The 14,221-nt window shown below is 70.9% G+C and carries 14 protein-coding genes; 2 read left to right on the forward strand and 12 right to left on the reverse strand.

All coding sequences use genetic code 11. The annotated features are described in order from the left end of the window. Nucleotides 1-22 precede the first annotated feature (22 nt). The gene (locus ACFOYW_RS15445) at nt 23-814 is read left to right on the forward strand and encodes an alpha/beta fold hydrolase (RefSeq protein WP_390230832.1); all 792 of its coding nucleotides are present in this window, start codon (nt 23-25) and stop codon (nt 812-814) included. Here ACFOYW_RS15445 and ACFOYW_RS15450 read toward each other — a convergent pair. From ACFOYW_RS15450 to ACFOYW_RS15475, 6 genes are all read right to left on the reverse strand, one after another. After that, nucleotides 811-1,680 (reverse strand): serine hydrolase domain-containing protein, encoded by an 870-nt coding sequence (locus ACFOYW_RS15450; RefSeq protein ID WP_390230835.1) that lies wholly within the window; start codon nt 1,678-1,680, stop codon nt 811-813. The two genes, ACFOYW_RS15445 and ACFOYW_RS15450, sit on opposite strands and share 4 nt — an antisense overlap. 30 nt (nt 1,681-1,710) lie before the next feature. Further along, the gene (locus ACFOYW_RS15455; protein WP_390230838.1) at nt 1,711-2,424 is read right to left on the reverse strand and encodes a GAP family protein; all 714 of its coding nucleotides are present in this window, start codon (nt 2,422-2,424) and stop codon (nt 1,711-1,713) included. Continuing rightward, the gene (locus ACFOYW_RS15460) at nt 2,414-3,691 is read right to left on the reverse strand and encodes an MFS transporter (protein ID WP_390230841.1); all 1,278 of its coding nucleotides are present in this window, start codon (nt 3,689-3,691) and stop codon (nt 2,414-2,416) included. Before ACFOYW_RS15460 ends, ACFOYW_RS15455 begins: the two co-directional genes overlap by 11 nt. A 74-nt stretch (nt 3,692-3,765) precedes the next feature. Further along, complete coding sequence (locus tag ACFOYW_RS15465; protein ID WP_390230844.1) at nt 3,766-5,040, reverse strand: NRAMP family divalent metal transporter; 1,275 nt, start codon at nt 5,038-5,040, stop codon at nt 3,766-3,768. A 35-nt stretch (nt 5,041-5,075) separates the two neighbouring features. Further along, nucleotides 5,076-5,981: a hypothetical protein gene (locus ACFOYW_RS15470; protein WP_390230847.1), complete on the reverse strand. Its 906-nt coding sequence runs from the start codon at nt 5,979-5,981 to the stop codon at nt 5,076-5,078. Then, the gene (locus ACFOYW_RS15475; protein ID WP_390230850.1) at nt 5,978-6,568 is read right to left on the reverse strand and encodes a sigma-70 family RNA polymerase sigma factor; all 591 of its coding nucleotides are present in this window, start codon (nt 6,566-6,568) and stop codon (nt 5,978-5,980) included. Before ACFOYW_RS15475 ends, ACFOYW_RS15470 begins: the two co-directional genes overlap by 4 nt. A gap of 580 nt (nt 6,569-7,148) precedes the next feature. Between ACFOYW_RS15475 and ACFOYW_RS15480 the strand changes: the two genes are divergently transcribed. After that, a complete protein-coding gene (locus ACFOYW_RS15480) occupies nt 7,149-7,364 on the forward strand; it encodes a hypothetical protein (protein ID WP_390230853.1) in 216 nt (71 codons plus the stop codon). Between the two features lie 85 nt (nt 7,365-7,449). On the opposite strand, the gene ACFOYW_RS15485 is transcribed toward ACFOYW_RS15480, so the two are convergent. The 6 genes from ACFOYW_RS15485 to trpD all read right to left on the reverse strand — a co-directional run bounded on the left by ACFOYW_RS15485 (nt 7,450) and on the right by trpD (nt 14,218). Next, nucleotides 7,450-8,604 carry a YbfB/YjiJ family MFS transporter gene (locus ACFOYW_RS15485; RefSeq protein WP_390230856.1) on the reverse strand — a complete coding sequence of 385 codons (1,155 nt, stop codon included), beginning with the start codon at nt 8,602-8,604 and terminating at the stop codon, nt 7,450-7,452. A gap of 31 nt (nt 8,605-8,635) precedes the next feature. Next, nucleotides 8,636-10,774, reverse strand: coding sequence for an MMPL family transporter (locus ACFOYW_RS15490; RefSeq protein WP_390230858.1), 2,139 nt, complete (start codon nt 10,772-10,774; stop codon nt 8,636-8,638). Nucleotides 10,775-10,895: 121 nt separating this feature from the next. Further along, nucleotides 10,896-11,957, reverse strand: coding sequence for an LLM class F420-dependent oxidoreductase (locus ACFOYW_RS15495; RefSeq protein ID WP_390230860.1), 1,062 nt, complete (start codon nt 11,955-11,957; stop codon nt 10,896-10,898). An 85-nt stretch (nt 11,958-12,042) separates the two neighbouring features. After that, nucleotides 12,043-12,867, reverse strand: a complete 825-nt coding sequence (locus ACFOYW_RS15500) for a shikimate 5-dehydrogenase (RefSeq protein ID WP_390230862.1) — start codon at nt 12,865-12,867, stop codon at nt 12,043-12,045. After that, nucleotides 12,867-13,172 carry an HPr family phosphocarrier protein gene (locus ACFOYW_RS15505; RefSeq protein WP_390230864.1) on the reverse strand — a complete coding sequence of 102 codons (306 nt, stop codon included), beginning with the start codon at nt 13,170-13,172 and terminating at the stop codon, nt 12,867-12,869. Before ACFOYW_RS15505 ends, ACFOYW_RS15500 begins: the two co-directional genes overlap by 1 nt. After that, entirely contained in the window at nt 13,169-14,218 is a 1,050-nt protein-coding gene (gene trpD, locus ACFOYW_RS15510; protein WP_390230866.1) for an anthranilate phosphoribosyltransferase, read from the reverse strand. Before trpD ends, ACFOYW_RS15505 begins: the two co-directional genes overlap by 4 nt. Between the last annotated feature and the right edge of the window lie 3 nt (nt 14,219-14,221).

Here is a 14,221-nt window from a genome sequence, read left to right on the forward strand (position 1 = left end):
CGCCCACGACTTTGATCAGGTCATGACCCTCGCCACCTCGGCGGACGGCACACGGATCGCCTACTACTCCGATGGCGGTGACGACGATCCCGCCGTCATCATCGTGAACGGCGCGTTCTCGATCGCGAACGACGGCACCGAGTTCGCAGAAGAGCTGGTGAAGAGCGGATTCCGGGCGCTGAGGTACGATCGGCGCGCTCGCGGCGGGAGCGGTGACACGAAACCCTACGCGCCTGAGCGAGAGGCCGAGGATCTCGCCGCAGTGATCGACGCCGCCGGCGGCGAGGCATCCGTCGTCGGTCATTCCTCGGGCGCCGTCCTCGCGCTCTTCGCCGCCTCCCGCGGGGTACCGATCTCGCACCTCTTCCTCTCCGAGCCGCCGTTCCGCTTCGGCGAGGACGAGCCACCCGCAGACCTTCCCGAGCGGCTCCAGGCGCTCGTCGACGCCGGCCGCGGCGCCGATGCCGTCACGACCTTCCAGCACGACGGCATCGGGCTGCCGGCCGAGGTGATCGAGCAGATCACGCGCAGCCCGATGTTCGACGCGCTTGTCGCACTCGCCCAGTCGACGGTCTACGACGCATGGCTGACCCGCGATGTCTCGACCCCGACCGCCGCGATGCGGAGCCCCGGCGTGCCGACGCTCGTCTTCTCGGGCCGCGAGACCTTCCCGTTCCTGCGCGCCTCAGCCGAACGCCTCGCAGGCGTCGTCGCGGGCGCCGAGTTCGCGGAGGTACCCGAATCCGTCGGTCATCGCCTCGATCCGGTCGCGACGACGCGGCTCATCTCGGCACGCGTCGACCGCGGCGCCTAAGCCCGGACGGCGTCCGCGGCGAGCTCGGCGAGACGCTGGTCCCGCGACTCCTCGTGCGCCGTGATGGTGACGACCGCGTCGGCCCGCTGATCGACGAGCACGTACTGGCCGTACAGCCCGTCGAGCCGCCAGCACTCCCCCGGGCCGTCCCACACGGCCAGGCCGTAGCGCTCGTACGGGTACTCGCCCGCCCGGCGCCAGTCGTCGTGCATCCGATCGATCCACGACGCGTCCACCAGCTGCCGGCCGTCCCAGGCGCCGCGATCGCGCAGCAGGCGCCCGATCCGCGCGAGTTCCTCGGTGCGCAGCTCGAGGCCGCTCCCGCCGACGATCCACCCGGCCGGGCAGCGCTGCCACTGCGGATTGTGAATCTCGAGCGGGTCGAACAGCCGCGGCATGAGCCAGTCGCGCACATCTCCGACCTCGGCGCCCAGCATCCGCATCGCGACGTACGTGCTCGCGTCCGAGTACTGGAAGATCTCGCCCCGACCACGCGTGGGTCGCCGCAGCATCTCCTGCGCAAGGTCGGGCCACGGCACGGGTTGCGCGCCGAACCACTCGAAGTCGATGCCGCTGCGCATACGCAACAGGTCCTCGACCGTCACGGCGTCGACCCCGGCGCCGAGCTCGAAGTCTGGAAGAACCTCAGGCACGCGGGTGTCGAGCCGGAGAATCCCGTCCCCCACCGCCATGCCGATCGCAAGAGCGCACACGCCCTTCGACGCCGAATAGACGTTCTCGCGGTCGTCGCTGCGCCAGCGGTGCTCTGCCACGTCGTCGCCGATGCGCACGTGCACCCCGTAGGCACCGAGCTGTTCGCGATCGACCCCGGCAACGAATCGGGAGAGAACGGATGCCGCATCCACGGTCGCCAGTCTGCCCCATCCCGCAGCGCGCTACCGATGCAGGAAGCCGGTCACCACTCCGAGGATCAAGAAGACCGCGCCGCCCGCGACGAGCGCCCATGCGACGAACGGGCGCAGGTCGCGGCGCAGCAGGCGCGCGTAGGCGCGGTTCATGCGCGCGCCGAAACGCGGCAGCCGGCGCCACACGTAGCCGGCGGCGAGGTACGGGCCGGCCACCGCGGCGAGGAACACCGCGTAGCCGACCAGCTGCAGCTCGATGTAGGGCGTCGAACCCGCGATCACGCGGCCCGTGACGTACATCGTCACCGGCGGTACGAAGCCGATCGCGGTGTTGAGAAAGCCGACGGTGATCATCGAGCGCGGATGCTCGTTCCGCGCGGTCTCGCGCGCCGGGCGGCGCCTCCGCCGCGGGCGGCGCCTCACGACGTTCAGCATGACGAGCCCCGCGATCACGAGGAGAAGGCCAGCGACAAGGTCGACGACCGTCTGCACGAGCAGGCGCTCGACCCCGAGCCGGAGCACGTCCACCAGCGTGGTCGGGTCGAAGCCGCGGAAGATCAGGAGCAGCAGGGTCGCGCCGAGCCCCATGCCGAGCGTGAGGGAGATGATCGAACGACGGGGGCTGCCGCCGCGCACGAGCAGGTGCACCGTCACGCCGTACAGCGGGGGGCTGAAGCCGAACGTGAGCCCGAGCAGGACGAGACTCACGAACGCGCTCAGCAGCCGGGCCAGGTCACCGCCCATCGGATTCCCTCAGCCTCGGGGTGCGCGGCGTGGCGCCGCTCGACCCGGGGCTGCGCAGCACGGCGGCGGCCCAGCAGCCGGCGATCGCGGCGAGGCCGGCCACCGCGAGCGCCGTCGCGTCCCATCCCGCGTGGGTGAACACGACGCCGCCCGCCCAGCCGACGACGCTCGAGCCGAGGTAGTAGAAGAGGTTGTACAGCGACGTGGCCTGCGCGCGGCCGACGACGGCCCGTGCTGCCGTCCAGCCGGAGGCGATCGAGTGCGCGGCGAAGAAGCCGGCGGTGAGCACGACAAGGCCGATGAAGATCACCCAGAGCGACGGGACCAGGGTGAGCAGGATGCCTGCGATCATGACGGCGATCGAGACGAGCAGCACCGCGAGCCGACCCCGGCGGGCCGAAGCCGACCCGGCGCGCCGCGAAGACCAGGTACCCGCGAGATAGGCGAAGAACAGCAGGGCGGTGATCGTGGCGGGCAGCTGGAACGGCGCCGCCTGCAGCCGGAAGGCGAGGTAGTTGTACAGGGTCACGAAGCCGCCCATCAGGAGGAACCCCTGGGCGAACAGCGTGAGCAGCGCCGGTGTGCGCAGCTGCCGGCCGACGAGACGCAGCAACGGCTCGCGGTGCTCCGCCGGAGCGCGTCGGAAACCGCGTGCGGCCGGCGTGAGCAGCACGAACGCGACGGTGGCGGCCCCGGCGATGACGACCACGGTCCCGACGCCGCCCCGCCAGCCGAAGACGGCGGCTGCGGGTGCCGCGATGATGCGGCCGAGCAGTCCGCCGACCGTCGTTCCGGAGACGTAGGTGCCGGCGGCGAGAGCGCTGTGGGCCGGGCTGATCTCCTCCTGCAGGTACGTGAGCGCGAGCGCGGGGAGGCCGCCGAGAGCGATGCCCTCCCCCGCGCGCAGCACGAGGATTCCGAGGAAGCTCGGGCAGACGATCACCGCGAAGCCCAGCACCGTGGCTGCGGCCAGTGACAGGCGCATCGCGGGCAGTCGGCCGATCCGGTCGGCGACCCACGACCAGGGCAGCACGCCGACCGCGAGGCCGATCGTGGCGGCCGAGATCAGCAGCGCCGACTGGTCCGGTGTGACGCGAAGCGACGAGGCGATCTGCGGCAGGATCCCCTGCGGCGAGTACAGCTGCGCGAACGTCGCGATGCCCGCACACGCGAGCGCCATCAGAATGCGGCGGTACTCGGAGCTGCCACGCGCGTGGCCTCGCCACTCTCCCGCACCGCCGGCGGCGGGTCGGGAGGAATCGGTCACCTATCCACCCTGCCCTATCGGCGTGCCATCGATGTGACGCGCGCGGAGCGGGTCGCACCGAAATCGGTGCAGGCCTAGAACGTGATGCCGATCGTCTCGGGCACCATGAACAGCCCGAACGCCATCACGATGAGGCACAGGCCGGTGACGACCCAGCGATACACGCCCTTCATGCGGAAGCGCTTCGGGAGCGCCTTCGCCTCGAGCGCGAGCAGGAAGCCGAGCACGAGCGGTAGCAGCAGCGCGTTCATGGCCTCGACGCCGACCGCCAGCTGCACGAGGTTCGCGCTCACCATGACCACGACCGCACCGAGCACGTGGGTGAGGATGTAGACAAGGTAGAACTTCCAGTTGTCGCGGCCCAGCTTCTGGTTGAGCGAGTGCTTCCAGCCGAGCACCTCCGAGAGCCCCCACGAGCCCGCGAGCGACACGACGAGCGCGGCGACGAGCGCACCGCCGAGAATCGCGAGTCCGACGAGCACCGAGGCCGACTCGTGCCCGAGGTAGGGCGTGAGCGCGTTCGCGATGTCGCCGACGGTGTTGAGCGCGCTCGCTCCCCCGTGCTTCCACACCGTCGCGGCCAGCGTGACGATGACGACGATCATGACGCCCTGGGTGATGAGGGACCCCACCGCGGTGTCGCGGCGCTCTCTCACCAGGTCGGCGGGTTTGAGACCGCGGTCGATGACCGCGGTCTGCTGATAGAAGATCATCCACGGCATGATGACGGCGCCGACGTTCGCGGCCAGCAGGTACACGTAATTCGGATGGGTGAGCGGCAGCTTCGCGAAGTTGGCGGCGAGATCGCCGAAGCTCGGGTGGGCAAAGATCATCGCCGGAACGAAGAACAACTGCGCGAGACCGACGATGATGCCGATCTTCTCGGCCCGCCGGTAGCTGCCCAGCAGGCCGACGGCGCAGAGGGCCAGAGTCGCCACGGGGATCGTCAGCCATTTCGAGACTCCGAAGAGCTCGCCGACCCCGGCGATGCCGGCGAATTCGGTGAGCAGGGCGCCGATCGCCGATACCGCGAGCGTGCCGGCCGACACGAGCCCCCAGCCGAAGCCGAACTGCTCTTTGATGAGCTGCCCGTGCCCCTTCTGCGTCGCGACCCCGAGCCGCACCGTGATCTCCTGCGCCATGAACAGGCTCGGGATCAGGACCAGCTGCGGCAGGACCATCGCGTAGCCCCACTGCGCGCCGGACTGCGCCGCAGTGATGAGGCAGCCGGCGTCGGTGTCGGCCAGCATCACGATCAGACCGGGACCGAAGATGGCGAGCATTGCTCGCCACCCGATCGCCCTGGCCGGCGCAGCCTGGAGCTGTGCGGTGCGGGCAGAGCTGGTCATCGGCCCAGCTTAGGGGTACCTAACTTTGTGTCGCCTCAGCGCCGGAAGCGCGTGCCGCCGAACGACTGCCCCCAGGAGGGAGACGACGTCCGATACGACTCGCGAGGCGCCTGAGTCGACGGCGACGCGGGTGCCGTCGGAGACGTGGGCGTCCTCGTGCCCGTGGTCGCCGACATCGGAGCCGCGGTGGGCGCGCGGTACGGCTGCTCTGTGACGGGAGCCGAGTAGCGCACGGTCGGCGATGAGGAGGGCGAGGGCACTGGCCGCAACGGCACTTCCGGCGCCGGTGCGGGTGTGCGGCCCGAGAGCGAGTGCGAATAGGTATGTGGTGACGGGGCCGCTCGCGACGGCCCGAGCGGCGCGGTCGGGTCGTTGAAGGCATCAGCGCGGTGCGTAGCCGGCGCCGACCGGGCGATCGTGGTGTCGCGCGCGAGCTGCCACGTCCACGCAGTCGCGTCCTCGGTGCCGGCGACCGGCAGCGGAGACATCATCCCTGCCGCCGATGTCGCCGACACTCCGCGGGAGCCGCTCGGCACGCTCGGCGCATCTGGCACGCTCGGCACCACGGTGACCGTCACAGTGCCACGGGCGACGGCGGCGGGCGGCACGGCGGGCACGACGAATCCGTTCGAGGGTCCGCCCTCGGCGTGCGGCGCGAGTTCGCCGTTCGCGGCCACGCTGAGCCCGCTGCCGAGTGCGATCGCGACGGACACGCCGAGCGTGACCCCCCAGATCGTGCGGATTCGGCGACCTCCGCCGCCCTCGCCAGGCGACCCCTCGTCCCCCGGCGGGTCACCGTGCGCCGCCGCATCGGCCTCCCGCGCGATCTCGGCCAGCAGCATCGCGGCGTCGTCGTCGACGGGCGCCCCCGAGGCGACCGCGTCGAGCAGCGCGTCGTCGCGCTCGATCGCAGCCTGGTCGCCCTGCTCGGGTGTCGTCATGAGTTCTCCGTCGTCTCGTCCTCGTTCTCGGCGCCATTGCCGAGTCGCGCTCGCAGACTTGACAGCGCGCGGTGCTGAATCACGCGGACGTTCGCCGCGGTCGTTCCGAGCGCCGCGGCGGTCTCATCGGCCGAGAGGCCGGCGACTACGCGCAGCAGCAAGACGTCGCGATGGCGCTCCGGAAGCTCGTCGAGCTGGGCGAGCAGCCGACGAAGCGAATCGTCATGCTCGTAGCGCTCGGCCGGCCCCGGCGCGACCGAGCTCTCCTCGGGCACCTCGGCCACGGGGACCTCGGGGCGCCGGCCGCGGGAACGCTGCGACATCAGCACCTTGTTCGAGGCGATGCCGAACACGAATGAGGTGAACTTGCCGCTCTTCGCATCGAAATCGGGCAGCGCGGAGGTCAGGGCGAGACAGGTCTCCTGAGTCACGTCCTCCGCCTCCTCTCGCTTGCCGATGCGGGCCAGCACATACGCGAAGATCCTTGTGCGCAGCCGGCGCACGAGCTCGTCCACGGCATCGGTGTCGCCGGCCTGACCGCGGCCCACCAACTCCGACAGCTCCTCGCCCCCGCCTGCGTGTCGCACGTCGCTATTGTCCCCCGTTCGGGGGTGAAATCAACTCCGGTCGGCGTCACGGGCGCGCGACGCCGACCGGAAAACCGCTGCTCACCGGCGGTATCCCCACGAGGATCCCGGCCGCTGCGCGCGGTGGGTCGCCGGCGCCTCGAACCCCGTGGTCGGACGGGTCCGAGGCGTGGCGGTTGGCGCCCGCAGGGCCGTCCGAGCAGGCGCGACACGGGTCGGAGCGGTCGGCGCTGCAGCTCGGGCGGCCCCTGCGGGCACGCGATAACCCGAGACGGATGCTCGGGAAGTCTGAGGGTTCGGTGACACCGGCGCAGCCGAGCGCGTCGGCACGGCGGGCGACTCAGGCCAAGCCGCCGCCGGTACTGCGGAATGCGCCGCCCGAGCCGTCGATGGCGCCGGCGTGGCCAGCGACGCCGGCCGAGCGGGCCGTGCCGGCGGCAGAGACGGCACAGGAGCGCCACCGCGCGCCCCTGACGGCGCAGCCGCCGGCTGACGCCATGCGGCCGGTTCGACACGTGTCTCAGACGGCTGAGGCGCAGCGACCAGCTCGTGCGGGGCCTGGTGCGGACGCGCCGTCGGCGTGATGCTCGGTCGGGGTGCCGATGTGGCGCTCGGGTGCACCGAGGCCGTCTGCACGGGTGCGGCGACTTCGGCGGCGACGATCGGCCCGGCGCTGTTCGCGCCCGCGACGAACGTGGCGACCAGGCATCCGCCCGCGACGACGACGGCGCCGGCAGACAGAGCGACGAGCGTGACGTATCGGTACACGACGGATGCCTCCCGCTCCGGTCGATGACGAAGTCGATGACGACCGGTGAGGGCCGTCATCGCTAGGTATTGCCGGAGCGCGCCGATCCGTTACACGACGGCCTGAGAAAGTTTCAGCGCGCGACGGCGAGGCGCCTCGGGTAGCCGAGCCGCAGCACGAGCGCCGTCGCCGCGCCGACGAGGAGGACTGCGGCCGCCAGCAGCAGCGCGACGCTGTAGCCGCCGCCCACGAGCGGGGTCACGATGATGGGCCCCGCGATCTGGCCGACCGAGTAGCCGGTGGTCATCACGGCGATCGCCCGCGGGAAGCCGAGCTCGTTGCCGATGCCGAGCGCGAGCGAGGTGATGCCGATGAAGGTGCCCCCGAACAGCACGGCGGAGACGAGGGCCGGCGCGATTCCGGGCACCAGCGCCGGCAGGGCGACACCGATCGCCTGCACCAGCAGCGCGACCACGAGAAGGCTCGGCCGCGTGAATCGAGCAGACAGACGGCCCCACAGCACCGTGGACGGCACCGCCGCCAGTCCCACCACGACCCAGGCGCCGTCGCCGACCCAGCCGGATGCGTTCTCGTCGATGGCGGCGACGAGGAAGGTGCCGGCGATGATGTAACCGACCCCCTCGAGTCCGTAGCTCACCGCGGCCCAGGCGAAGGATTGGCCGGTTCGCTCGGCGCGGCCGGCACGGGCATCCGCCACCTGGACGCCCGGCACCCGCTCGGGCACGAGGAACCAGCCGAAGAACCCGAGCACGGCGGCCAGCGCGGCGACGGCGATCCACGCGCTCGCCCAGTTCGTGAACTCGCGCAGCACCAGCACGAGCGCCCCCGAGATCGCGATGCCGGCCCCCACTCCCCCGAAGCCCCAGCCGATCAGATGTGCCCCCTGCCCGCGCAACTGCGACTGCAGGCTCGCCACGGCGATGACGAACAGCACAGCGCTCGCGACGCCCGTCACGAACCGCAGGACGGCCCACAGTGCGAAGGCGTGGGTCACCGGCATGAGCGCGAGCGAGAGCACGAGCACGATGAGCACCGCCCGCAGCGCGAGTCGCGAGCGCGTCAGCCGCGGCGCGATGATGCCGATGACCGCCCCTACGAGATAGCCGACGAGGTTGATCGTCGCGAGCTCGGCGCCGGACGCGGCCGTGAGGCCCGCGCCCGACACCATGAGGGGCAGGATCGGCGTGAAGGCGAACCGCCCGACGCCCATCGCGGCCGCGAGCGTCGCGGCGGTCGTGCCGACGGCGCGCCAGGTGGAGTGCTGCACTCGTCCAATGCTCGCACGGCCCTGGACCGGTTCAGGGCCTCTTGAGCGAGGCGCCCTCCACATCGACGTTCGGCACGATGCGCTGGAGCCACCGCGGCAGCCACCAGGCGGCACGCCCGAAGAGCGTCAGCACAGCGGGCACCAGCGTCATCCGCACGACGAAGGCGTCGATCACGATGCCGATGGCGAGTGCGAAGGCAATGGGCCTGATCGTCGAGCTGCCCTCGACGACGCCGTTGCCGAACACGCCGATCATGATCAGCGCGGCGGCGGCGACCACCTTCGCACCCTGCTGGAACCCCGTCGCCACGGCGGCGCGCGGCTGCTCGCCGTGCACGAAGTGCTCACGCATGCCGGTGACGAGGAACATCTCGTAGTCCATCGACAGCCCGAACAGCACGCCGATCACGATGGTCGGCAGGAACGCGAGCAGCGGCGCGGGCGGGTCGACGCCGACGAGGCCGCCGAGCCACCCCCACTGGAACACCGCGACGGTCACACCGAGGGCGGCGCCCAGACTGAGCAGGAAGCTCACGGCGGCCTTGAGCGGCACGAGCAGCGAGCGGAACACCATGACCATCAAGAGGAACGCGAACGCAGCGATCAAGCCGAGATACAGCGGCAGCGCGCTGGCCAGTCGGTTCGAGATGTCGATGTCTACGGCGGTCTGACCGGTCACCTCGAGCGAGGGCGAGCCGGGCAGCGAGCGGGCGACGGATGCCTTGCGCAGCGCACCCACGAGCTGGGTGGTCGCCTCGTCCGACGGCCCGCTCTTCGGCACGACGGCCACGAGCACCTCGTGTCCCTTCGCTCCCGCGAGCTGTGCCTGGGCGACGTCCGCCGTCTTCCCGACCCTCTGCGCGAGCGCTGCGGCGTCGGCCGGCGTCGGAGTCGCGGGGTAGGTCGCGAGGATCTCGAGCGGCCCGTTGACGCCGGCGCCGAATCCGTCGGCGAGCAGATCGGATGCCTGCCGCTCGGTCGCCGAGCTCGGCTGGGTGCCGTCGTTCCCGAGGCCGAGCCTCATACCGAGGATCGGCGCCGCAAGCACGCCGACGACGACGAGCGATGCCACGAGGAAGAGCACGGGGCGCTTCTGCACGCCCGCGACCCAGCCGGCGGCGAGCTGACGCGTGCGCTTCGTCTCCCCCGCCGCGAGGCGGCGGCGCGCTCGCCGCGTGAGCACGCGGGGGCCGGCCAGCGCGAGCAGCGCCGGCGTCAGAGTGAGCGATACGAGCATGGCGATGAACACCGCGAACGCCGCGGCGAGTCCCATCTGCGTCAGGAATCCGAGGTTCTCGACCGCGAGCCCGGCGAGCGCGATGATCACGGTCACGGCCGCGAAGAAGACGGCGGTCCCCGCGGTCCCCACGGCGAGCGGCAGCGACGTCTTCGGGTCCATGCCCTCGAGCAGCTGCCTGCGGTGACGGCTCACGATGAACAGCGAGTAGTCGATCCCGACCGCGAGCCCGAGCAGCAGCGCGAGCGTCGGCGCAACCGCGGTCAACGAGACGAAGCTGGAGGCCGCATAGATCGCGGTGACACTGGTGCCGAGACCGATCAGCGCCGACAGCAGCGGCATGCCCGCGGCGACGATCGTTCCGAACGTGACGAGCAGCACGATCAGCGCGAGCACGATGCCGGGCAGTTGACTCGACGACGCGCCCGTCTGTCCGACGATGCTCGAGGTCGCCTCGACGTCGAGCTGCGAGGTGCGCGCGTGCGTGACCAACGTGCGGATGCTCTGCTCCGTGGCGCTCGACGGGGTGGCGGCGTGGAGCTCGACCGAGATGTACCCGATTCGGCCGCCTGGTGCGAGACCGCCTGCTTTCGGCTGGGTGAACGGGTCGACCGCCGCCGACACGCCGGGCACTGCGGCGAGCTTCCCCGTGAGCGTGGCGACCGCCTGCTGATCTGCAGCGTCGAGCTTCTGCCCCTTGGGGGCGGCGAAGACGACCTTGCCGCTCGCGTTGTCACCGCCGCCGAACGTCTTCTGCACGGTGTCGAGCGTCGTGATCGACTGCAGACCCTTCACCGAGATGTTCGAATCGAGCGGCTTCGCGAACGCCGCCATGCTCCCCACTGCCGCAGCCAGCAGCACGATCCATGCCGCGATCACCCACCACCGGCGGCGTGCGCTGAACGCGCCGACCGCCTCCAACCAACGAGCCACAGCTCCACCTTCCAGGTGCCGAACCGGCGACGGATGCCGCCACCTCCGATGCTCCCGAAGCGCGGTGCGGTCCACCTCACCCCACGGGTGGATCCGGGGTGGAGATCAGGTGGAGAGACGGCTATTCCTCGTCGAGCACCGCGCGGAGCATCCGGATCGCCGCGACCCTCTCCTCGTGGGTGCGGTCGGCCGGCTGGACGAGCAGTGTCGTGACGCCGGCCGCGACCAGCGCGTCGACCCGCTCCGCGATCTCGTCGCGCGTGCCGATGAGCGACACGGCGCGCGCGAGCTCCTCGGGCACCGCGAACGCGGCGTCGTCCTTGTCGCCCGCGAGGAAAAGCCGCTGAATCTCCGCCGCCTCGGCCTCATAGCCGTAGCGCACCGCGAGGTCGTAGTAGAAGTTACGGCCCTGCGCGCCCATGCCGCCGACGTAGAGCGCGAGCTGCTGACGCACCATCATCAGCGCGTACTCGGTGAACTCGCCGGTGTAGAGCGCGACCGGCACGATCACGTCGAGCTTGCCGAGCGCGGGGGAACGTTTCCCGGCGCCTTCGGCCAGGGCTGCTCCCCAGACGTCCGCGGCCCGCTCGGGGTGGAAGAAGATCGGCGTCCAGCCGTCCGCGATCTCGGCCGCCTGCGCGACCGACTTCGGCGACAGCGCCGCGATATGCACGGGCACCGCGGACCGCACGGGGTGGTTGATGATGCGCAGCGGCTTGCCCGCGCCGACGGCGCCGGGTGTCGAGGCCGGCAACGGCAGCTGATAGTGCCGCCCCGCGTGCGCGAGCGGCTCACGACGCCACACCTGGCGGCAGATCTCGATGATCTCGCGAGTGCGACCGAGCGGCGCGTCGAAGGGCACACCATGGAAGCCCTCCACGACCTGCGCGCCGCTCGATCCGAGTCCGAGCTCGAACCGGCCGCCCGACAACGAGTCGAGCCCCGCCGCCGTCATCGCGAGCAGCGCCGGCGTGCGTGTGTAGATCGGCAGGATGTCGCTCGCGAGCCCCGCCGTCTTCGTGATCGCCGCGAGATAGCCGAGCTGGCTGACGGCGTCGAACGAATACGTCTCGCTCACGCTGAACAGCTCGGCACCGGCAGCCTCGAAGTCCGGCACTTCCTCGGCCACTGCGTTGAAGTCCGCGGCGTAGCCGAGGACCACCCCCAGTCGGGCTCGCCCCATTGCGATGTCCTCTCTCGTTCTGTCGTTGCTGGTCTCGTCGTGTCGGCATCGGTCTCGTCGTGTCGATGCTGGCACGTGCCGCGAATCAGGCGCGCGACGCGTAGTCCTCGGCCGCCGCGACCTGCTCGCGTGACGGCGTCACCCCGGTATACAGCGCGAACTGCCCAGCGGCCTGCAGCGCGATGACCTCGCCGCCCGTGACGACGTGCTTGCCCGCGGCACGAGCCGCCCGGATGAGAGGCGTCTCGACCGGAAGCGCGACGACATCGAAGACGACGGATGCCTCGCCCACCTGCGCGTCGGAGAACGCCTGCTGCGAGGCATCCGCCCCGCCGGACATGCCGATGGGAGTCACGTTCACGATGATCGGCGCGCTGAGCCCATCGGGGGACTCGGTCGAGTCCCAGCCCAGCTCGCCCGCGAGTGCGGTGCCGGCGACGCGGTTGCGGGCCGCGATCGTGCCGCGGAAACCCGCATCGCGGAAGGCCGCCGCGACCGCGCGAGCCATGCCGCCGCTGCCGCGCAGCAGCACGGGCTGCGCGCGATCGAGTCCGTGCGTCGTGATCAGCTGCTCGATCGCGAGATAGTCGGTGTTGTACGCCGAAAGGACCCCGTCGTCATTCACGATCGTGTTCACCGACTGGATCGCGGCCGCCGACGGCGTCAGCTCGTCGACCAGCGGGATCACCGCCTCTTTCCACGGCATCGACACCGAGCAGCCGCGAATACCGAGAGCCCGCACCCCGCCGATCGCCGCGACGATGTCATCGGTCGTCATCGCCTTGTAGATGAAATCGAGCCCGAACTCGTCGTACAGCCGGTTGTGGAAGCGCGTGCCGTGGTTGCTCGGGCGCGCGGCCAGCGAGATGCACAGGCGGGTCGACTTGTTCAGCGCGGGGCGCGCGACCATCACTCGACCCCGACGCTCTGCCGCGCGAAACCCGAACCGACCAGCTCGGCCAGCGCATCGACGGCGGTGCGGCCGGATTCCTCGTCGCTCGCGATCTCGCAGGATGCACCCCGCATCAGCCCCAGCGACAGGATCGCGAGCAGACTGCGAGCGTCCTTCCCGTTGATCGTGACACGCGCAGGAAACCGGGCGGCGAGCTTCACGAACTCGGCCGCCGACCGGGCGTGCAGTCCGTCAGGATTGCTCAGCATGACCGTGCGCGCGTAGTGCGCGGCGCTGCCGGTCGCCCGGCTGTCACGGCTCATCGGGCGGCCGCCACCCATGCGTCGAGCTTGGCGTCGGCGGCGCCCGAGTCGATCGCGTCCGCGGCGACCGCGAGCTGCTCACGGAAGCGCTGCAGGATCGGCAGGTCGCCCTGCCCGGGGTCACCGGCGAGGCGGTAGGCGATGAGACCCGCCGCCGCATTCAGGAGCACGATGTCGCGCACCGGTCCGGGCTCGCCGGCAAGAGTGCTGCGCACCACGCCCGCGTTGTGCACCGGGTCGCCGCCCGTGATGTCGGCGATCGACGCGCGGGGCACGCCCACCTCGCGCGGATCGAGGTCATGCTCGGTCACCGAGCCGTTGCTGATCTCCCAGATGTGGCTGTGGCCGGTCGTCGTGAGCTCGTCGAGCCCGTCGTCGCCGCGGAACACGAGAGCCGTCGCGCCACGAGTCTGGAACACACCGGTGATGAGCGGAACGCGATCGAGGCTCGAAACGCCGACGGCGGACGCCTCGGGGCGCGCCGGGTTGCACAACGGCCCAAGGAAGTTGAACACGGTCGGCACGCCGAGGTCGCCGCGCACTTTCGCGGCGTTCCCGAAGCCCGGGTGGAAGAGCGACGCCCACGCGAAGGTGATGCCGGCCTTCTCGAAGGTCGCGGCGACGGCCTCGGGCGAGCGCGAGAGGTCGATGCCGAGCGCGGCGAGCACATCGGATGCTCCCGAGGCCGACGACACCGCGCGATTGCCGTGCTTGATCACCGGCACCCCCGCTGCGGCGCACACGATGGAGGCCATCGTCGAGATGTTCACGGTTCGGAAACGATCCCCGCCGGTGCCGACGATGTCGAGCGCCATCGGGTCGAGCGCGAGCGGCTTCGCGTGCTCCAGAATCGCGTCACGGAAGCCGACGATCTCATCGACCGTCTCGCCCTTCACCTTGAGCGCGATGAGGAATCCGGCGATCTGAGCCTCGGTTGCGGCACCCAACATAATCTGATCCATCGCCCAGCTGGCTTCGGTGATGCTCAAATCTTCCCCATCGAGCAGCGCAGTGATGATCGCAGGCCACGTGAGGGAATCCGCCATGCC

It is taken from the genome of Gryllotalpicola reticulitermitis (assembly GCF_042651345.1).
Classification (GTDB): Bacteria; Actinomycetota; Actinomycetes; order Actinomycetales; family Microbacteriaceae; genus Gryllotalpicola; species Gryllotalpicola reticulitermitis.